At 57.2% G+C, this 21,212-nt stretch carries 12 protein-coding genes and 1 tRNA gene; 4 read left to right on the top strand and 9 right to left on the bottom strand.

Annotation, left to right across the window (positions count from 1 at the left end):
• The first annotated feature begins 85 nt into the window (after positions 1 to 85).
• Positions 86 to 1,177 carry an AI-2E family transporter gene (locus Z946_RS0115025; protein WP_052836106.1) on the top strand — a complete coding sequence of 364 codons (1,092 nt, stop codon included), beginning with the start codon at positions 86 to 88 and terminating at the stop codon, positions 1,175 to 1,177.
• On the opposite strand, the gene Z946_RS0115020 is transcribed toward Z946_RS0115025, so the two are convergent.
• The 4 genes from Z946_RS0115020 to Z946_RS0115005 all read right to left on the bottom strand — a co-directional run bounded on the left by Z946_RS0115020 (position 1,163) and on the right by Z946_RS0115005 (position 5,714).
• Positions 1,163 to 2,563 (bottom strand): TRAP transporter large permease, encoded by a 1,401-nt coding sequence (locus tag Z946_RS0115020; RefSeq protein WP_025056551.1) that lies wholly within the window; start codon positions 2,561 to 2,563, stop codon positions 1,163 to 1,165. The genes Z946_RS0115025 and Z946_RS0115020 overlap by 15 nt on opposite strands.
• The gene (locus Z946_RS0115015) at positions 2,550 to 3,191 is read right to left on the bottom strand and encodes a TRAP transporter small permease subunit (RefSeq protein WP_025056550.1); all 642 of its coding nucleotides are present in this window, start codon (positions 3,189 to 3,191) and stop codon (positions 2,550 to 2,552) included. The genes Z946_RS0115020 and Z946_RS0115015 overlap by 14 nt, the downstream gene beginning before the upstream one ends.
• A 97-nt stretch (positions 3,192 to 3,288) precedes the next feature.
• On the bottom strand, positions 3,289 to 4,308 hold the full coding sequence (locus tag Z946_RS0115010; RefSeq protein WP_025056549.1) for a C4-dicarboxylate TRAP transporter substrate-binding protein: 1,020 nt from the start codon (positions 4,306 to 4,308) through the stop codon (positions 3,289 to 3,291).
• 302 nt (positions 4,309 to 4,610) lie between these two features.
• A complete protein-coding gene (locus Z946_RS0115005) occupies positions 4,611 to 5,714 on the bottom strand; it encodes a zinc-binding dehydrogenase (protein WP_025056548.1) in 1,104 nt (367 codons plus the stop codon).
• Positions 5,715 to 5,997: 283 nt separating this feature from the next.
• Between Z946_RS0115005 and acs the strand changes: the two genes are divergently transcribed.
• Positions 5,998 to 7,956 (top strand): acetate--CoA ligase, encoded by a 1,959-nt coding sequence (gene acs, locus Z946_RS0115000; RefSeq protein WP_025056547.1) that lies wholly within the window; start codon positions 5,998 to 6,000, stop codon positions 7,954 to 7,956.
• A gap of 173 nt (positions 7,957 to 8,129) precedes the next feature.
• On the top strand, positions 8,130 to 8,654 hold the full coding sequence (locus Z946_RS0114995; RefSeq protein ID WP_152540585.1) for a flavin reductase family protein: 525 nt from the start codon (positions 8,130 to 8,132) through the stop codon (positions 8,652 to 8,654).
• A 9-nt stretch (positions 8,655 to 8,663) separates the two neighbouring features.
• Here the strand turns inward: Z946_RS0114995 and Z946_RS0114990 are convergent, their stop codons facing one another.
• The 4 genes from Z946_RS0114990 to Z946_RS0114965 form a co-directional block, all read right to left on the bottom strand.
• The gene (locus Z946_RS0114990; RefSeq protein WP_241461340.1) at positions 8,664 to 12,773 is read right to left on the bottom strand and encodes a translocation/assembly module TamB domain-containing protein; all 4,110 of its coding nucleotides are present in this window, start codon (positions 12,771 to 12,773) and stop codon (positions 8,664 to 8,666) included.
• Between the two features lie 41 nt (positions 12,774 to 12,814).
• On the bottom strand, positions 12,815 to 14,635 hold the full coding sequence (locus tag Z946_RS0114985; protein WP_025056544.1) for an autotransporter assembly complex protein TamA: 1,821 nt from the start codon (positions 14,633 to 14,635) through the stop codon (positions 12,815 to 12,817).
• A gap of 220 nt (positions 14,636 to 14,855) precedes the next feature.
• A complete protein-coding gene (locus Z946_RS21725) occupies positions 14,856 to 17,816 on the bottom strand; it encodes a PIG-L family deacetylase (protein ID WP_025056543.1) in 2,961 nt (986 codons plus the stop codon).
• Between the two features lie 819 nt (positions 17,817 to 18,635).
• A tRNA-Leu gene (locus Z946_RS0114965) sits at positions 18,636 to 18,719 on the bottom strand.
• A gap of 137 nt (positions 18,720 to 18,856) precedes the next feature.
• On the opposite strand from Z946_RS0114965, the gene Z946_RS0114960 reads away from it, so the two are divergent.
• A complete protein-coding gene (locus tag Z946_RS0114960) occupies positions 18,857 to 19,378 on the top strand; it encodes a Hint domain-containing protein (RefSeq protein ID WP_025056540.1) in 522 nt (173 codons plus the stop codon).
• 12 nt (positions 19,379 to 19,390) lie between these two features.
• Here Z946_RS0114960 and Z946_RS0114955 read toward each other — a convergent pair whose 3' ends face one another.
• Positions 19,391 to 21,049 (bottom strand): bifunctional ADP-dependent NAD(P)H-hydrate dehydratase/NAD(P)H-hydrate epimerase, encoded by a 1,659-nt coding sequence (locus tag Z946_RS0114955; RefSeq protein WP_025056539.1) that lies wholly within the window; start codon positions 21,047 to 21,049, stop codon positions 19,391 to 19,393.
• Between the last annotated feature and the right edge of the window lie 163 nt (positions 21,050 to 21,212).

Below are 21,212 nucleotides of genomic sequence, written 5' to 3'. Positions count from 1 at the left end.
ATTTACTTCCCGTGGGACACGTCGCGTCGGGAACCTTTTCTGCCCGCTGGGCGTTATGTACTGAAATCCAATTTGCGGGGGCGGTGTGGAAAACAACTATTCGGTAGAGAGGTCGCTGCGCGTCCTCGTGTTGATCTCATTGTTTGCCACCGCATATTTTGCCCGCGACCTGATCCTTCCCGTTCTACTCGGCTTTCTCATGGCCCTGACGCTTAGCCCCCTCTCTCGGGCGCTTTTCCGTATTGGCGTGCCGCATACCGCCGCTGCCATTTTATTGGTGTCGGGGACCGGACTGGTCATTTTGTTGATTGCTGCGGGTTCTGCAGGGACCATTGCAGTGTGGAGCGACGAGCTGCCGCGCATGGGCAGTGAAATCCGCGGCAAGCTCAGCACCATGTCCGAAGCTGTGGAGGAAGTCCGCTCTGCCACAGACGAAGTCGAAAAGCTGAGCGTTGATCCGGAAGCGGCGCCGGAAGTGGTTGTAAAACAACCGGGCCTTCTGGACTCCGCATTCGACACAATGACCCGCATAGGGGCCACGCTGGCGGTGACTTTTATCCTTGCTCTTTTCCTGCTGTCGTCCGGTGATCTTTTCTATCGCAAGCTTGTTCAGGCCTTTCCGACGCTTGAAGGGAAAAAACGTGCCCTGCAGACTGTCTATAGCATCGAAAAACAGGTTTCCCGCTACCTACTGACTATTACGATCATCAACATAGCTCTGGGCGTCTGCCTGTGGCTCTATCTGACTGCTTTGGGCATGCCCAACGCGTATGTCTGGGGGGTGGCCGCCGCTTTGCTGAACTTCCTGCCCTATCTGGGTGGGTTTATCGGGACGCTCCTCGTTGGGGCGTTCTCAATCGTGACATTTGACACGCTTGGCTACGCGCTGCTTGCCCCAATCGGATATCAGGTTCTCACGACGCTTGAAGGCCAGTTTATTACCCCGTGGTTGATTGGCCGCCGTCTGGCGATGAATACCGTTGCGGTGTTTCTGACTGTCGTGTTCTGGGGATGGCTCTGGGGTATCCCCGGTGCCTTGGTCGCGGTGCCATTCCTCGTCGTGTTCAAGGTCATTTGCGAAAACTTCGAGCCATTGAAGACGGTCGCGATCTTCCTCTCCGGTGATGACACCGAAGAGGTCCGTAGCAACAAGGCTGAACCTTTAGCCAGCGAGTGATGGCAGCCACAGGACAATCCCCGGAAATGCTACCAGCAGCGCGATGGTCACGCCGTCCGCGATGAAGAATGGTGTCACACCTTTGAACACATCCTGAACCGTCAGGTCATCGCGCACCCCCGCCACAACAAAGCAGTTGAGCCCGATGGGGGGCGTAATCAGGCAAAACTCTGCCATCTTCACAACCAGTATGCCGAACCAGATAGCACACATGGGACCCGACATCCCAAAGGCTGAATCTGCGGCCGCGACCATTTCGCCGCCGTTTAGGGCCATGACCGCAGGATAAACCACAGGCAGTGTCAAAAGCAGCATGCCAATCGCATCCATAAACATGCCCAGCACCGCGTAGGCCAGCAGGATACAGATCAGAATGACAATCGGTGCCATCTCAAGCGAGGTGATCCAGTCTGCGAAAGCATCGGGCAATTCGGCAAATCCCAAAAAGCGCACATAGATCAGGACACCCCAGATGATCGTAAAGATCATCACTGTCAGCTTTGCTGTCTCTAGCAAAGCCTCTTTCAGCTGGGCCCACCGCATGCCTTTGTAAAGCGCCATCAGGAACACGATAAACGCGCCCACCGCTCCGCCCTCGGTCGGCGTGCCCCAAGCATCCCCGAAGGGGTTGTAGACAAAAAAGATGATAATCACGACAACCAGCACGATTGGCGACGCGGGCGGCAAGGATTCAAAACGCTCGCGCCATGTGAAACCGGTGACGGGCGGCCCGACCGTTTTCCAGACCATCGCGATGCCAATAATCATGCCGGCATAAACGATTGCGGAAAACATGCCCGGGATGAACCCTGCCAGCAGCAGTTTGCCGACGTCCTGCTCAACAATGATCGCATAGATCACGAGGATCGCAGAGGGCGGGATCAGCGAGGCGAGCGTGCCACCAGCGGCCACAACACCGGCCGCAAATTGCTTGTTGTATCCGATCTTGAGCATTTCAGGGATGGCGATACGCGCGAAGACCGCTGCTGTGGCGACAGATGCACCTGAAACTGCAGCAAAGCCAGCGGTGGCAAAGACCGTCGAGACGGCCAAGCCCCCCGGCACCCACGCAAACCAGCGTTTGCAGGCTTCGAACAGGGCCGTGGTCAATTTGGCGTAATAGGCCAGATAGCCGATCATGATGAAGACGGGGATCAGCGACAATACCTGTGCGGATACCTTAGAGTGTGGTGTCAGCCCTGCAATCTTGACGCTGATCTCAACAGCCTTCCAGAAGCGGTCCGGGTCATAGTCGAACCCGTTCCAGCGCAACCAAACCAGCCCGACAAACCCTGCCATGGCTGCGGCAAAGGCCACACGCATGCCAAGGATGACGAACACCAGCATGCCGCCCGAGACCCATAGGCCAATCTCAATCGGTTCCATCGGTCAGTCCTTCCAGCGACTTGGCTTCGATCATCGCCTGTTCGGCAATGGTCAGGTTCAGCGGCACGGCCACCGGATTTTCCAGCCCGAGGATCAGCGCACGGCCATACCCCCACGTTTGCAGCAAAAGGCGCAGCACAAGTACACCAAAGGCAACCGGCACAACAAGTTTGCTGGGCCAAATGGGGATGCCGACGTCGATCGAGCTGTCGCGACTGCAAAGGGGGCGTGCGCAGTCAAACGACCGGTCAAAGTGCTCCCATGCGCCGTAGGTCAGCGCCACGATCAGGATCAGGATCAAAAGTACCGAGACCAGCTCGAAGAACCACAGCATCCGTCCTTTAAGCGCGGAGACCAGCATGTCCATACGGATGTGGGTACCGTCACGCTGGACATAGGAAACCCCCATGATCGCGATGATAGGCATCGCTGCTTCGATATAGTCGACGTAGCCCATCATGGGAGAGCCAAAGAACTTACGGCCCGTCACCGAATAGGCGGCCAGAAACATGAGTGAGAATATCGCAAGTCCCGACAAGAGCGCGCAGAAGCGCTCGATTGGCAGTAACATGCGGTCAAGTTTGCTTAATAGGCTGGAATCTTCCAGCACGGCGGCTGAGCCTGCCATTGTGTCGCCTCCCCCAAGGTGTAGGTGGGCTTGGCCGCCCACCTTACGTTATCAACTGCTGTGTAAGGTGGGCAATTTGCCCACCTTTGCTTTGGGCTTAGCTACCGCCGGCTTTTGTGTCTGCCAGCGTTTTGACCACCAGATCATAAAGCTCCTGACCCGGCAGGCCCTGTGCTTCCATGTCGGCGATCCATGCATCACGTGCTGGCGCGGCTGCTGCGGCTCTGAACTCTTCCAGAACTTCCGGAGCGATCTCAACCTTCTTCACGCCTTTCTCTTCAAGCACCGCATCCCAACGCTCCAGCAACTCACCGTAGTTGGCCAGATAATGATCGAGGGATTCCTCGATGGAAGAATCCAGCGCTTCACGCTCTGCGTCAGACAGCGACTCGTAGGCGTCGATGTTGACAACCACAGGGCAGTTCACGGTGCCGGGGTTCAGGTTTGCAGTCCACCAGTCAGCCTGATTGATCGTGCCGAAAGACAGGTGTGCGTGCTGGGCGAAGGCCACTGTATCCACCACACCGGATTCCATCGCCTGATAGGCTTCGGTCGCGGTCACGGATGTCGGCACGGCACCAACAGCTTCAAACGCTTTGCCCAGACCGCCAGTCGCGCGGACACGCATGCCCTTCATATCTTCAAGTGTCATGCGGGGCTCGCCCGTGCCCACAAGGTTGTACTGTGGCATAGGTGAGGTCATCAGCAACTTTGCATTCCACTGCGCCATTTCCTCGGCGGCAGCGGGGTGCGAATAGACAGCCTTGGAGACAGCGCGTTCCTGCTCAAGGTTTTCCACGCCCAGAAACGGCAGTTCAAGCACGGTGACAACGCGGTTCTTATCCGCGTGATAGCCCGCGCAGAACTGTGCCATCTCAAAAGCACCGATAGAGATACCATCAAGGTTTTCACGGTTCTTGGACAAACCGCCGTAGCTTACGTTCATGGTGAATTCGCCACCGGTCTTTTCGGACACCAGCTCGGCCAGCTTTTCAACATGCTCGGTGAAGGCGCGGCGCTTGCCCCAGACAGAAACGTTCCATTCAGTCGCCGCAGCTTCGGATACGAACGCAAGAGAGATGGCGCAGACAGCGGCGCCGCTCAGGTATTTGGTCATTGATGTTACTCCCGTTGATGCGTGCCCTCCTCGGCACGCTTGGCGTCAAACTAGCTTGGGTGTCGAAAAGTGCCAAGCCTGTTTTACTTCAGTTCCACCTCGACAAAAGACATCCGCTCTGATCCGGCATTCAAACCGGTGTGTCGCGCGCCGCGATGACATACTCCAAGACGCGTTCGTTGACATTAAACGTCGACATCTGGCGCGAAATTGTAACGTGGCGGGTGTACCAGCTTATTCTCGATTACCTGAGTGGAAGTGACTGCTGGTTTTACCGCGCGTTCATATTGCGAGATGTGGTCTTAATCAGGGACAACGACGATATTGCCAACATGCGCCTTTTCCGTAAATGCCTGCTGCGCGTTTTTCAGCTGCGACAACGGATAGGTCTTGGCCAACACCGGCGCGATCTCTTCCCGCTCGATATAGCCTACCAGATCTTTGAAAATATGCGGAGGAATAACCGTCGAGCCGTGCAGCGTCAGATCCCGTAGGTAAAGTGTACGCAGATCAAGCGTGACCATCGGGCCTGCAATCGCACCTGAGCAGGCATAGCGCCCACCGCGGGCAAGAACGTCGATGAATTGCGGCCATGACGGCCCGCCTACTACATCACAAACCACATTTACGTTGCATTGTCCTGTGGCATCACAAAGCGCTTGTCCAAGATCAGTTGGCGCACGGTCCAGCAGCACATCTGCGCCAAGGTCGCGCAGGATATCGTGTTTGTCTGGATGCGACAGAGCGGTGACATGGGCACCGCGTCGCTTGGCAAGCTGGACAAGGGCGGATCCCACGCCACCCGACGCGCCTGTTACAAGCACGCGGTCCCCTTCTGCAACCGCGGCACGGGACAGCATGCCTTCGGCAGTGGTGTAAGAACAAGAAAATGTCGCCAGCTCTGCATCGCTTAGCTCGCTGTCGATCACCCCGACATTGCGACGGTCAACCGTTGTATATCCGGCAAATCCGCCATCGCGCTCCGATCCGAAATAGCCCGTTTTCTCGCGGTTCAGTGGCGCATCCCAATCCCGCATCCAGCAGTCAACCATCACGCGCTTGCCAATCAACCCTTCAGAGGCATTTGCACCCACTGCAACAACTGCGCCAACTGCATCAGCCCCCTGAATGCGTGGAAATTTGATTGGCGCACCGCCCCAAGCCGGATCATCGGACGCCTCGGAGGTCACATTGTCTTCGTCCGTCGCACCGCTCACGGATTTGGAATACCAGCCGGTGCGGGTATTCACGTCCGTATTGTTCAACCCGCATGCGCCAACCTTGATGAGAACGTCATCCTTACCGATGGCCGGGACAGGCCAATCCTTGTGGAATTGCAGGGCGTCCATACCGCCGTGGTGATGGAGAACATAGGCCTGCATTGCTGTCGGAAGCTGCGTCGTCATTTGTTTATCCTTCGTTATATGTCTTACTTAAGGCGACCTCGAAACCCGCGACAATCCCTTATTTCTGGCACCAAGACCTTCGAAAAGTTTCTTTGGCAAAAACGGAACCGGAGACAAAATTTACAATATTTTCCGCTTGGAAGGAAAGTCTTTTACAAGGAAACGACCCACTTCCAGTTGATTATTCCTTTCCCATTCTGCCACGCTATGATCGCGCTTAGACAGGTCAGCCTGCGCAGACAAAGACGCAACGCGACCCGTGACTGCCAAGGGAGGGACCGATATGTCCGATACAGCTGCAAAAACTTACCCACCATCCGATGCCATGGCCGCAAATGCCCATGTCGACGCCACAAAGTACGACGCGATGTATGCCGCGTCGATCAGCGATCCGGACGGTTTCTGGCGCGAACAGGGCGCACGCATTGACTGGATCAAACCTTTCACACAGGTCAAGGACGTGGACTTCACACTCGGCAATGTCAGCATCAACTGGTACGCTGACGGCCAGCTCAACGTGGCCGCGAATTGCATCGACCGCCACCTTGAGACGCGCGGTGATCAGACGGCGATCATCTGGGAGCCGGACAGCCCCGAGGACGAAGCGCTTCATATCACTTATAAAGAATTGCACGCGCAGACCTGCAAGATGGCAAATATCCTGCGTGATCTTGGTGTGTCAAAAGGCGACCGCGTTATCATCTATCTGCCGATGATCCCCGAAGCTGCCTATGCCATGCTGGCCTGTGCACGCATTGGTGCGATCCATTCGATTGTCTTTGCGGGCTTTTCACCTGACGCTTTGGCGGCACGTGTCAACGGATCCGAAGCCAAAGTGGTGATTACCGCAGACGAGGCCCCGCGTGGCGGACGAAATACACCGCTCAAGACCAACGCAGATCAGGCGCTGCTGCACTGCAAGGACACCGTCAAATGTCTGGTGGTCAAGCGTACGGGTGGCCAGACAACCTGGGTAGACGGGCGCGACCATGATTACAACGCGCTTGCGGCAGATGCCGCCGATACCTGCACACCCGAAGTGATGGATGCCGAAGATCCGCTGTTTATCCTTTATACATCAGGTTCGACCGGCCAGCCGAAGGGTGTTGTGCACACCACGGGCGGCTATCTGGTCTATGCTGCAATGACGCACGAGGTGACGTTTGATTACCACGATGGCGACATCTACTGGTGTACCGCTGACGTGGGCTGGGTGACCGGCCACAGCTATATCGTTTATGGTCCACTCGCTAACGGGGCGACCACGCTGATGTTCGAAGGGGTCCCGACCTATCCGGACGCATCACGCTTCTGGCAGGTGTGTGAAAAGCACAAGGTGAACCAGTTCTATACGGCACCAACCGCGCTGCGTGCGCTCATGGGCCAGGGCAATAGCTTTGTCGAGAAATGCGATCTCTCCAGCCTGAAGCTGCTGGGCACCGTGGGTGAGCCGATCAATCCCGAGGCATGGAACTGGTACAACGAGATCATCGGCGGCGGTCGCTGCCCTATCGTTGATACGTGGTGGCAGACAGAAACCGGCGGGCACCTGATGACTCCCCTGCCCGGTGCACACGCGATGAAACCCGGTTCCGCGATGAAGCCGTTCTTTGGCATCAAGCCAGTGATCCTTGAGCCAACCACGGCCGAAGAACTTCAGGGCAATCCGGTTGAGGGTGTCTTGTGTATTGCCGACAGTTGGCCCGGCCAAATGCGCAGTGTCTGGGGCGACCATGAGCGGTTTGAAAAGACCTATTTCGCGGATTACCCGGGCTACTATTTCACCGGTGATGGTGCGAAGCGCGACGCAGACGGCGACTATTGGATCACCGGCCGCGTTGACGACGTTATCAACGTTTCCGGCCACCGTATGGGCACCGCCGAGGTCGAAAGCGCATTGGTGGCACACCCCAAGGTCGCCGAAGCTGCCACGGTGGGCTATCCGCACGACATCAAGGGACAAGGCATCTATTGCTATGTCACGCTGATGGGCGGTCAGGAACCGACCGAAGAGCTCCGCAAGGAACTGCGCACCTGGGTCAGAACAGAGATCGGTCCGATCGCCTCTCCCGATCTGATCCAATGGGCACCGGGCCTGCCGAAGACACGTTCTGGCAAGATCATGCGCCGCATCCTGCGCAAGATTGCCGAAGATGATTTCGGCGCTTTGGGTGATACATCAACGCTCGCGGACCCCTCCGTGGTGGACGATTTGATCGAGAACCGGATGAACCGCAGTTAAGCCAACCGGCTTTTGCCAAATTAAAAACACTGCGATCCCGCGCTTTCTGGTCGGGATCGCGTTTGATCCTCTGGCAATGTTTAGCCGCCAATCTATCTAGTGGCAAAAGGCGTGCGTCAGGCCGTCGCCTATTGGATTGGAGAACAGGCATCACTGGACAAATCAAAGCTGCCATGGCACCGCATGCCTCCATGACAGATACGCTCAAGCCATTTGCCCCTGATGACGGCGCTGCCCTGCGCAGCGCTTTCGGCCGTTTTGGAACGGGCGTGACGGTAATCACCACACAAACCCCGCACGGACCTTTGGGTATGACGGCGAATTCGTTTTCGTCTGTCTCGCTTGATCCGCCACTTGTGCTGTGGTCACCCGCAATACGCTCGAAACGCCACGATGCGTTTGCCGAAGCCGCGTCTTTCTGCATCCACATTTTAGGTGACGATCAACGTGCCCTCGCGCTCCATTTTGCGAGCCAGGGACACGATTTCACCGGGCATCTCTGGGAAGAAGGACCACAAGGTGCGCCGCAGCTGAACGGCTGTCTTGCCGCTTTTCACTGCGACACCTATGCCGTTCACCCTGCGGGCGACCATTCGATCATCGTGGGACGGATCACCCATGCGGCGGAGCGTTCAGGCACCGGTGCAGGGTTGTTGTTCGATCAGGGTCGCTTCGGGGCGTTTACCCCGAAAGACTGAAACTTTCGATCAGTAGTCTTTTTCAAAGAAGATACCGATACCCGAATTGCCATCGGATTCCAGCGTCGCCTTGCCGGTCAGATTTGGCGTAATGTCGAGGTTTAGCGATATCTCACCTGTTCCGTCTGACGCAGCTGTGACATCGGTATAGACGTTCTCCGACAAGTACTTGCCCGCGCGGACTGCCGTGGCACCATCGTCGGTTGTGGTTACATCCAGATCATCCAGCCCGAACCCTTCACGCAAGTTGCTGATAACGCCAGTACCACCACGGCCCGCCAGCGTTGCAACGGCATTGGCCAGTTGCAGCGCCTGAATGGCCGAGATTTCAGACAGGTTTCGCCCGAACAGCAACTGGGCCAAAACCTCGTCCTGGGGCGCGTCAGGTGTCGCTTCGAAAGTGACAACAGGTTCATCTGCGGGTCCTTCCACGACCACGCGCACTTCGCCTGTGCTGGTCGTTGTCGCAGAGACAAATCGGATGTAAGGAACCAGATCGCCTTGAAACTGTATCGCACCTTCGCGCAGATCAAATCGCTTGCCCAGAATATCAAGACGCCCGCGTTGCAGATCAAACCGCCCGGCGGAAATGACGCGATTGGTTGTACCGGTAAGGCGCAACGCTCCCCCGAGTTCCGCATCAAGCCCGCGACCGCGCACAAAAATCCGGTTCGGCGCGCTTACCCGCACGTTCAGCCCGAAACCTGCGCCTCCGTCATCGGCAGGATCAACGCCCGCTTGCGCATTCTCGATCCCCGCTTTGCGTCTTGTAGCTATCACCGGTCGGGTGGCCCCGATGTGGTTGATCGGGGGGATGTCCCCGATGCTGGTCAGCCCTGTGGACGGGACGGTCACATTGGTCTCGCCCACATCGACCTGCCCACTGATCTGCGCACCACCCGTCAGGGGACCGTTCAATTGTAGGGCACCGTCAATCTCTGTGCGGTAGAGGTTCGGGTCAATCAGCACGACTTGTGACAGACCAATCCGAAGGTCCGCCGCAAGTCCGCCCGTCAATGCAACAAAGCCGCCGACCCGCAAGCTGCCGCCGTTGACCGCCTGTCCCGTCAGATCAATTTGAGCGCGGCTGTTGGCAAGCTGAACATCCGCGTTGATGTCTGTGAGCCCTACCCGAAGATTTGGCGCGCTCAGCGACGCGTTGCTTGTGCGTATGGTCCCACTGACCGAGGACAAGGCTGGCTGGCCGTTAATGCGCAAATCAAACCGGGCCTGCCCCTGAAGGTCCCTCGGTTCCAGAAATGGCCGCGTTAAGCCCAAAGGCGCATTGCCTGCCACTGCGAGATCAAGCGTGCCGTTTTGTCCAACCACGCCGCTCACGGTCGCCTGTGTGCCTGATGGCCCGTCTGCGTCGGTCTGCACCCGCCACGCGCTGCCTTCCTTGCGGGCGGTTCCATCCACACTCAAGGGGCCGTTTATATTGTCGACCAGTGCGCCGATGTTGGGCATGTCAGCACTAAACGTAACGTTCGCATTCGGCCCTGTAACCAATCCTTGAACCGCGGCCTGGAGGGAATAAGGCCCGCTGGCGGTTGTATCAATGACGATGCCGTCCTCAGACTGCCGCACATCGCCACGTGCCGACAAAGCGCCAGAAATGGTGGGCACCAAAGGCTGCACATTCGGGAGAGACACGTCAAAACCGATGCGCATGTTGGGACCTGTCGCAAGGCCTTGAACGGCAGCGCGGGCATTGTAAGGCCCGTTTGCAGTGGCATCGATCAAGATGCCGTCCGGCGATTGCCGGACCTGCCCCGAGGCGGCCAAAGGTCCTGACACACCCGGTACCAAAGGCCGCACATCCGGAACCGAGACCTCGAAGTCGAGGTTCATGTCAGCACCGGTTGCCAAACCCTGCACTGCCGCTTGGGCGTTGTAAGGACCCGTAGCTTTGGTATCGATAACAAATCCGTTTTCCGTCTGTTGCACGTTACCGGTAGCAGTAACCGCACCGCTGACCTGCGGTACCAGGGGCTGTATGTCTGGCACAGAGACATCGAAATCAAGATTGACCGACGGCAACAACTCTCCGTCCAGGGCTGCTTTGGCGCTATATGGCCCTGTCGCGTCAGTGATGATGTTCCAACCCTGCTCGGTCTTGCGCAGCGTACCTTGCGCTGACACAGGCCCTTCGATCTGTTCTACAAAGTTCTGCATCTCGGGTACATTTGCGGTAAAATCCAACGCAGCGTTTGCGCCGGTCGCCAAGCCTTCAAGGGTCAGCGCCACACCGTAGGGGCCGCTTGTATCTGCATCCACGCTCCAGCCCACAACGTCTTGCGTCGCAGTCATTGTCACACGGACCGGTCCTTCGTATTGCGGCACCACAAGCGAAAGATCGTTGAGCAGAAATTCGGCTTGCGCCTGACTGTCATCGGTACGCAAAGCGGCGCTTCCCGTTAGGCTGAGCGCTGCGTTTTCCAGTACGAGATCACGCAGAAAGGTGCCGGTTTCATCGCGGCGTGCTGCGACACTAAGGTCCGTGCGGCCCGCCAGAACAGGGTCAACCTGACTGATCCCAATCGCCAAATCCTGCGTGATACCCTTTGCGGTCAGGTCAAACTGCCCGCCCAGCGGCGTAATTTCCCCTTTTAACGCAAGTTCGGTCTGGCCATCCATCTCGCGTCCTGCGAGCGCAGAAAAGCGGCTGAGGTCGCCGGCAGTCAAAGTGGCATCGAGATCGGTTTTCAATCCCGTAGAGAGACCGTCAATCACAGCCGCCCCACGCAACCCGAAGTCGGTGCCTTCTAGCACCAGATCGGATATACGTATCGGCTGTTCCTCGGTATAGGTGAGCGTCGTGCGCCCGTTTATGCGTTGCCCAACAGCTTCAGCGAGCGCAGGGTCGGTCAGGTCGAGGCCCTGCACCGCAAAGGTCACATCCCCTTCGAAACTGCCCAAGGTGCCCGCGCCCGGCTGTAGAATACCATCAAGCGCCAGAGTGGTCTGTGCGACCTCCGCTTCGGTATGGCGCAGGCCCGCCACATCAAAGTTGGCGGTAATCTGTTCGTCATCAGACTGATCGTAATTGATCACCAGATCAACGCTTTCAACGGTCGTGCCTTCACCGCCCACCGGCAGCAAGACTGCCGTGCCATCGGGGCCGGCCACCTTCCCTGTGATATCAATCAAGGTCGGCCATTTGTCTGCATCAAGTGTCACCTTGCCTTGCAAATCAGCCGCCTGCGCCTTGAGCGAGAAGCTGTTCACGTCCACGGCACCGTTGGCTTCAAGCAGGGCGTCAATTTTCAAACGTACATCTTCGCCAAAAAACTCGCGATAGCGCGGTGCCAGAAGTGCTGTGATGTCGCCGCCAATGTCAGCCTGCACAATCCGGTCCGGCGTTTCTGTCGACCGGCGCGACGCTTGGGTCCCAAGGGTCACTTCACCGGCCAGTCGCGGCTCACCATCGGTCGCAACTTCAACGTCAGCTGTAAATTCGCTCAGCGGACCGGAGCCCGCGATTTCAAGTTCTATAGACGGCTGGCCCGGAATGTTCAGCAGACGCGATGCGATACCTGCCTGCCCCTCGCTCACCTGCACCAGCAGATCCAGAATGGTGTCGCTGCGTTCGTAATTCGCCTCGATCACAAATGCACCGCGCGTGCCGTCGGTGCGCCTTGCAACCAGTTCTACATCTGCAATGTCGTCATTCAGCGTTGCCGATGCATTGATTTCCAATTGGGCTTCAACGCCTAGGATGGGTGCGCCAAGATCAATCTGCGCGATCGAAAAAGTCTCGACACGGACTGAGACAGGAAGTTCCGGCAAGCTGAAAGGTGTCGCTTCCGCATCTGGCAGGCTTTCTTCGGATACAGGCAGCCGTGGCAAAGAAAGACGCTGTGCCGTCAGGCTTTCGACTTCCAGCCTTCCGCGCAGCAACGCCGACCTGTTCCAGTCCAGCACAACATCTTCAAGGATAAGCCATATGCCTTCAGCGTCCGCGATGGTCATCTTGTCAAAGGATGCGGCCGAGCTGAGCGCACCGGCGAACCCGTCAATGCTGACCGTCCGGCCCGTACCGCTCAGCGCGTTCTGGATGGTGCGTGTTAGAAACCCTTTGTCGTCCTCTTGCGCGTGGGACGGCAAAGAAAGCGCCAAGCACAGAGCGCAGGCAACAAAAACACTGTGCAGAAAGCGTATCAAAACGATTGTCCTATCCCGATATAGACCTGAAAATTTTCGTCCGTTTCAGGGCCGGAGGTCGGCACGGCAACATCGAGGCGGATCGGGCCGATGCCGGTATTGTAGCGCAGACCAACGCCCGCGCCGGAATGCCATTCGCCTGAGCCGTCATAGAACTCCTCGGACCCGATGTAGCCCCCATCAACAAAACCCACGACGCCGATGGTGTCAGTCACGCTGAACCGTGCTTCGGCACTCACAGAGACAAAGCTGCGCCCACCCGATAGGTCGCCACTGCCCTGATCGACGCCAAGGGATTGATAAGGTTGGCCCCGCACGGTGCCGCCGCCACCGGAGTAGAAAAGATAATCAGCCGGAGCAGTGCTGATGTCAGGTCCGTAGACCGATCCCACCTGCCCCCGCAGCGCAAGTGTCACTGGTCGCGCTTCACCGAAAGTGCGGTAGGCGCGTGCATCAATCAGACTGCGCATGCCGTTGTCCGACCCGCTGACAGCCAGAAACGGCATCACGCTTGCGTCGATGTAATACCCGTTCTTGGCGTCCAGTGTGTTATCGCGATAGTCAAACGTGGCGCTCAATGGCAAGGTCAGCAGAGTATAGCGATTTTCGCCAAATACATCGCGCGTCTCGGCACGGCGCAGGCCGACGCCTAACGTATATGTCCGCTCTTCGCTGGCGTACCGCTCGATCCCGGCTTCGAGGTCAAGCTGGCGCGAGAAGTAGTTCACCTCATCAAGCTGTTCGATCTCGGCCAGGGCATAAAAATCGGTGTCTTCGTTGAATGTCGCAGGCCGCTCGAAACGGGCAGACAGGCTGTAGTCTTCGCCACCCGAATTGCCGCCGATGCCTTTGATTTCACCTTCGATACGCAGCCGCTCCGCCCCGCCCAACAGGTTGCGGTGCATCCAGAAGGCGCTCAGCGTCAGCCCTTCAAGTGAGCCAAGCTCTGCGCCGAACCCGAAGCGACGCGGCGCGTTTTCGGTGATTTGAGCGGTAATCGGCAAGGTCGCATCCGGTCCGATTTGCTCTGCCTCCAGCAATGCGACCGAACTAAAAGCACCGGTGCGGCGCAAACGGGTCGCTGCCAGACGCAGCTCTTCGGGAGAGAACACCTCGCCCTCGGGCAGACCGGCAATGTCACGGATACGGTCTTCGCGCACATCCTCGTTGCCTGAAATCTGCAAACGGCCAAAGCGCAGCTTTGGTCCGGGCGCAAGAACAAGGTCGGCGTTGATGATCTGGTCGGCATGTCGCGCAGTCAGGGTCTGGCTGGAAAGAGCAGCCTTGGCGTAACCCTGCGCACGCCACCCGTCTATGCCCTCGGAAACGGCATCCTTCAGCACGCTCAGACTTGCCGTCTGTCCGCCCGCGAACTCTTCTGGTATTTCTGTTCCCGGCGCGACCGGCGCGATCTTTGCAGTACCGAACCGGAATTTCGGACCCGTTGAGATGTTAATGACCGCCTGATTGATACTGCGTGGCGGCTGAACGGGCGGAATTGCGGCGGCGTCGGTGCCGTCCAGTGTGATGGTAATGACCGGCCCGAAGTAGCCCTGATCGTACAGTACAGCCAGCAGCCTGCCGTAATCCGCCTGTGCCGCTGCCACGACTTCCTGTGTTGTCGGTGTGAGCTCTTCGGAGGTCTGCTCGATCAGCAAAGAACCGCCTGCGACAGTATCGTAGAGGTCGCTGTCATTGTCGATTCCGGTAATCCGCACTTCTGCGGCCAATGTCAGCGATGCAAGGCACGTCAGCCCCGCGCCGCCCAGAACACGCCCCAACAGGCGCAGAACTGTCTGCTCTTTCGTTACTCGCACACCAAATGCCCTTGTGTCTCCATCATGGGGCCGCAGTTCGTCTGCGATCCCCGCATGATGTGTGGGGTCGTTTTTATTCAAGTAGCGCGATTTAACGTTAAGTCATACGGCAGTGCAAACGCTCAGTTGGGGCCTGACCGGTTTTGTCACGCGAAGGTGAGCCGTGGTGCCTTGCAAATGGACTGCTTGGTTGTTCTAGCGTTTATAGAGGCGGCGAAGATTAAAGGATCGACATGTCCTCCATCGTCTCTTCGTCATCACTCATCGGAATGTCCAGAAGATCAGGGTCCTGCGCGACAAATAGCGTGTCCATGATGTCCTGTGCCGATGGTTCGCCCCCTTCCGGTTCGTCCTCGACCGGCGTGACATCACGCCAAAACGTCTCAGTCTCGGTCACCTCAAGTTCAAGGTTTTGCGTGCTGATCGGCTGATTATCCGCATCAAATCCCAGCACTGAGACCTCATAGATGTGATCACCATTTGTATCCCATACTTGATCGTAAGACGGTGTAAACCAGTCCTTATTCGATATCGCGCCGGTTTCTCCGTCTACGTCGAAGTGACCAGCGTCCGGCCCATCCAACACGTAATATGGCCCATCGGCTGGAGCATCGGGCTCAACCGGCTCGACAGGGTCCACTGGTTCTTCAGGATCGACAGGATCAGTCACGGGGTCGGTGTCGTTATTCGCAAGTTCGGCAGGCCGCCAAAGCGTTTCGGTGGGTGTGACGACCAATTCAAGGCCTGTCTCGCTCACTTCGTCGCCTTGGTCATCAAGACCAATCACCGACACCTCATAGATGTGATCACCGTTGGTGTCCCACACCTGATCGTAAGACGGGGTGAACCAATCCTTGTTCGAGATTTCTCCGGTCTCGGCATCCACGTCGAAGTGTCCCGCGTCTGAACCTGCCAGAACGTAAGTGATGCCGCCGCCACCGCCAACCGGAATTGGGGGCGTTGGTTCGTCCGGCGGGTCGATTGGGTCTACAGGGTCAATCGGGTCGACCGGATCAATCGGATCGACGGGATCAACCGGTTCCTCCGGCATTCCAGCGCCCGCTTCTTGCCAAAAGGTTTCTGTTGGCGTCACAACCAGTTCAAGGCCGTTCTCGCTCAGCACGCTGCCATCTGCATCAAGATGAACAATAGTCACTTCGTAGATATGATCGCCGTTGTTGTCCCACACCTGATCGTAGGACGGTGTGAACCAGTCCTTGTTCGTGATCTCTCCAGTCTCGGCATCCACGTCAAAATGCCCGGCGTCGTCACCCTCCAGAGTATAGGCAGCACTCACCGGATCAACAGGATCGTCTGCTTCAGGCGGGTCTTCGGGGTCGACCGGTTCACTACTACCTTCAGGGAATTCCACCGTGCCGTTCAAAGAAAAATCGTCAGCCTGTAGTGGGTTTTCAGAATTGATATCAATCACCAACGTGCCGTTGCTCACCTCAAGTGTTAAGGTTGTAACGCCACCATGAACACTCCCCACGGCAGACAAAGCCTCTGCGGTGTCGTAGCCCGCGATCTGGGATAGGTCGATCAGGTCAGCCGCACCGTTCGCGCCAAAGTCGGTGATTTCAACCCGGCCTGCCACGTCCTGAAACACAAAGACATCGTCGCCGTCACCACCGGTCAGAATGTCCGTGCCGCCGCCAGCATCAAGCCGGTCATCGCCCGCACCACCGTGGATATTGTCATTTCCGTCCCCGCCGAAAAGCGTGTCGTCGCCGACACCCGCCTCCATCCGGTCATTGCCCGCGCCGCCCTCTGCGTAAAAGGACGACCCCGCCGTGTGTCCGTCGAGGAAGTCATTACCGTCATCCATGAAAATCCGGTCGGAATCCTCGTGCACGCCAATGAACACCAGATCGTTGCCAGCACCCGCATGGATTTCGTCATTTCCCTGACTGCCAGCAAGCAAGTCATTGCCGTCGCCACCGTTAATCGTATCAGTCCCGATGCCGCCGATCAGCGTGTCGTCGCCCTCGCGTCCGTACACCAGATCATCCCCGTCGCGTGCGAAGACGTGATCATTGCCTGCGCCCGCATCAATCTGGTCGTTGCCATAAAGGCCTTCGATCTCATCATTGCCTGCGCCACCCAGAAGAGTGTTGTCGCCGTATCCGCCACGCAGCGTATCGTTACCAAGCCCCCCCACAAGCTGATCGTTGCCTTCGTCACCGGTCAGTGAATCGTCGCCGCCCAACCCGTCAATGATATCGTCATCCGCACCGCCAGCGATTACGTCGTCCCCTTCTGTACCGATGATAACAGCGGGAATGGCAACCGGCGGCACTAGTTCCGAGACAAAAGAGAGAACGTCAAATGGCGGGTCCTCTGTCACAGGCTCATCCCCTGCGTCCGGCAGAGTGGTGACCTGATAGTTCACTTCCGTCCATGCGCGGTAGGTGCCGGACAACACAGGGTTGCCGTCTTCATCGACTGTATCGGATACCGCCGGATCATATTGCGCATAGGCATAGAAGGTTTCGAGGTTCTGCTGGACTTCCTCGCTCGTCAGATTGGGGCGGAAATCGGCTGTCGCATATTCGACGTATGAAACCAACTGATGATCCCCGTCGTAATAATTCTGCGCGTCATAGGCGAATTCGGATGCATGCACGTGGTCCGAATGATTGGTGTCCGCATAGACCGAGCTGTGGTCCTGTATCAGTATGGTGTCGGGCTGGTGGTGCTCCATCAACCCCAACAAGAGGCCCGAAACGTCATCCGCTGTGTAGGTACTGGCCCCGTCGACACTGCTTATCTCGGAGATATCTCCGTCCCGAAGCTGCTCAAGGCTTTCGCTATCTGTGGAAGCGTACCCAGTCCCGTCGGGGTTGCCGTCCGGAAGGCGCAGGAAATACAGGCGAATATCAGGCGCGCTGGCCAGGTAAGACGTTTGCACTTCGAAACTGTCGGCACTGTCACCAAATGTCGCAACACTATCAACCCAATCATCCGAACCGGCCATGTTGGCATAGGCCGCCTTGGCCCCTTCCTCGCGCCCTGCCCAATAGGTATCGTCCTGCCCCGCATCGCCAGCGGTCAGATATACGGTGGTGTGGCCCCCGCCTGCGTTGATGCTGCTTTGTATATCAGGATTCTGAAACAACAGATCATCGTCGATATGGGCAACAATAGACAGGGTCGATCCGGCCGCATTCGAAAGGGGCATGGGACATCCTCGCAGAGGTTTAGAAAAATGAAGTATTAGATGAGTAGACCGAAGGGGACCGCAGCGATCAAGGTTCGCGATCTGCTGACTATACGGTAAGGCATTGTTTATCAGCACCTTAGCGGAATTCCGGGTAACGACGGAAACAAAATGAGTTCAAATTAAGGCAATTATGGTGTCGCAACCGGAAACGATGCGCATTGTGCTTCGGCGATTGTATCAGACCCTCCTGAGGAAGCTGACCCAAGTAAGCGAATCGCAACTGCTGCGCCGAGAGACCAAGCGGTCGGTCATGCGCTCAACGAAACGGGAGCACTGCATACTGCTGTATTCGATTGTCACCGGAATTGGCTTGAGCGAAGAACTTTGCCTTCGGATCCGTGCGGCGCAAAGGATGGAGATCCGCACTGTGACATCTCTTTACTAAGTGGCATTACCCGATGGTGCAGCACAGCAGGTTTAATGAACGCGCAATCAATGCCGGATGCGAAGCGTATGGCCTGCCGCGCCCCCCTCTTCATGTGGGACGACAGCGCTACATTCGCGCGCGCGGCGGCCATGGCGTTAAAAGCGCCAAGTCTCTCAGTCCGAATGCACGGCGAAAAGCACAATGCGGTTCAAACCTGTTCAGCTATCGCTCCTCCTTTAAGCCACAAGTTTTGGATACTGGCCGCCGGACCCCGCAGCGAATTGGAACGGTGAGTCTGATCGCTCGTAGTGATCCGAACAGCGGCAAATGCTGCGCAAATATTCTCGGCATGTGTCGTGTTAAGAAGGAACGCTGCACAACCCCTTGATTTATTATCAAAAAGTTAATTTTGGTGCGGGTGAAGGGACTCGAACCCCCACGCCATAGGCGCCAGAACCTAAATCTGGTGCGTCTACCAATTCCGCCACACCCGCACACCGCACGAAGCGGTTAAGGGCGTCAGTAACAAAGACTTACAGCCATGGCGAGACTAAAAAAGGGCAAGACATTAACAAGATGTTGTCATATAGTTCAGATAACCAGAGCAGGTTGAAACAAGAAAGATACGCCCATGAAACCGAATACGGTCGGGCGCGTAGACGGAGATAACCGTCATACGGGCCAATTTACGCCTTATGCCGCCATTGATACGGGGCTTGTGAAAGGTGCTATGCTACTGACGCTGGACGGGGAAATGCCCGTCGAGTTTCTGTCGGTCGGCGATAAGCTCATTACACGAGACACTGGCATATCCAAAGTCACCCACATCCAGAGAACCACACGGCAAGTGCACCAAATTGCGCTGTCTGCGGGATCACTCGGCCATACACGGCCCGAACGTGATGCGGTGCTTGCCGGGGACCAGATGATTCTGATCCGCGACTGGCGCGCCAGATCGCTGTTCAATTCCGAAGTGGCACTGGTCGCGGCACGCGCCCTTATCGATGGCGAATTCATCACCGATCTTGGCGTGCAGGAAACGACCCTGTACCAGATTTTCTGTGACGGGCCGCACATCCTTTATTGCGATGGTCTTGAGCTGAGCACGGCAGATGGCGCACGCGCACGTGGCGCGGTTCTTCACGCCGCCTGAACGCAGGACTGTCTAAAGTCCAAGGTTGCGGAACACCTGCGGGAGCGTTTCGGGAAGGTCTTCGGCAATTAGGCCGGGTCCGAACGCACGCGCTGTTTCAACGTGAAGGTACACTGCGGCTTCTGCGACTTCAAAGATATCGGGGCTGGTCGCTGGCGCTGCCATCCCGCCAATCATACCGGCAAGTACATCCCCTGCCCCCGCAGTGGCAAGCCATGGTGCCTTGCGTCCATAGGCGGTGGAATGAACACTCGCCCCGCCACCGGGTTGAGCGATGACTGTATCGCTGCCTTTCAACAAAATCACACATCCCGCGCGATCAGCGGCTTCACGCACGGCGTCCACTTTGGATTTGCCGATGCGTGAGCTTTGGCTCAGATCGGGGAACAACCTTCCGAACTCGCCCTCATGCGGAGTCAGAATTGTGCGGGAGTGGACTTTGCCGAAAAGAACGGATGGATCATCCGAAAAGCTGGTCAAGGCGTCGGCGTCCAGCACTACAGCGGGTGCGCGTTGATCGTTCCTCTGCTCACGGCGATCCAGAACGTCCAGAACTCTGCGCCGCGTATGCTGTCCGACACCCAACCCGGGACCGACAACAAAGGCGGAAGCACGATCATCAGCCACTGCATCAAGGTTTTCGTCTTTCCCCAAAGCGCTCAGCATGATCGCATCAAGGTGACAGGCGTTTTCGATCAGCGCAGATGGTGGGCAGACAACAGTCACCAACCCCGCTCCGATGCGCAGTGCAGCGCGTGCGGCCAGTCGTGCCGCGCCCCCTTTGCCAACACCTCCGGCAAAAACGATTGCATGACCGTGATCATATTTGTGACTGTTGTATTGCGATCTTCCGATGCATTGACCGGGCCAAATCCTTGAAGGAAGCGGGCGCCCCATAAATTGCGGTTCGACCAAACGAACGCGTTCTGCGTCAGGTGCCGTGCCGATGATCGCACGCTCATCTCCCGGTCGCCCCAAGCCGATATCAACCACCTTGAGCGTGCCGCATAAGGCTGGCCCCATCCCAAGATAATGGCCCAGTTTCGCCGCATGGAAGGCCACCGTCAGATCGGCCGCGTTCAAATATTGCGGAAGCGCACCCGCATCGTCATCAGGCAGATTACGGTCTGATGGAACGAAGCCGGTATCAAGATTGAGACCTGAGGGCGCATCTACAGCGACCTTCCTTATCTCATGCGGCTTGGACCAGACTTTTTTCATCCCTGCGTCCAGCACTGCGGACAAATCATCCGAAAGTGGTCGCGTGATGCCGGTGCCGAAAACTGCATCAACAATAAGATCAGGCCGCGGCCCAGCCATTACCGTTGCCAAGGTTAAAGGCGCTACAGGATGATGGGCCGACCATTTACCGTGGTTGACACGCGCGTCACCGGAACGTCCCTGCGTATCACCTGAGAAATGTACGCGTACAGTCCAACCGGCCGCGTCCAACAGTCGCGCGATGACAAAACCGTCGCCACCGTTATTACCCGGTCCACAAAGCACCAAGGCAAGATGCCGCCCTGTTGCGAACTTGGGCCACTGCGCGAAAATGGCATCTACCACACCCTGTCCCGCACGTTCCATCAGATCAAGTCCGGTGACTGCGCCGCTGCTCATTTCGGCGTCTTCGATCGAGCGCATTTGGGCGGATGTGAGCAATTCTGTCATTCGTTCACTTTCTGAAGATTCAATAGTGATGCATTTTTAATCGTAAAGGCTGTTTTTTGGGCGGCCATCGTCAAATTCCCCGTGCTCACCTGACCAAGCTACCGCACATTATGGATTCCCCCGAGGCGAAATGAAATGACCATGGCAGCCCTAGATTCTCTGG

It is taken from the genome of Sulfitobacter noctilucicola, assembly GCF_000622385.1.
Classification (GTDB): domain Bacteria; phylum Pseudomonadota; class Alphaproteobacteria; order Rhodobacterales; family Rhodobacteraceae; genus Sulfitobacter; species Sulfitobacter noctilucicola.
The sequence above is the reverse complement of the archived record's forward strand: the minus strand, read 5'-3'. Positions and strand labels throughout refer to the sequence as shown.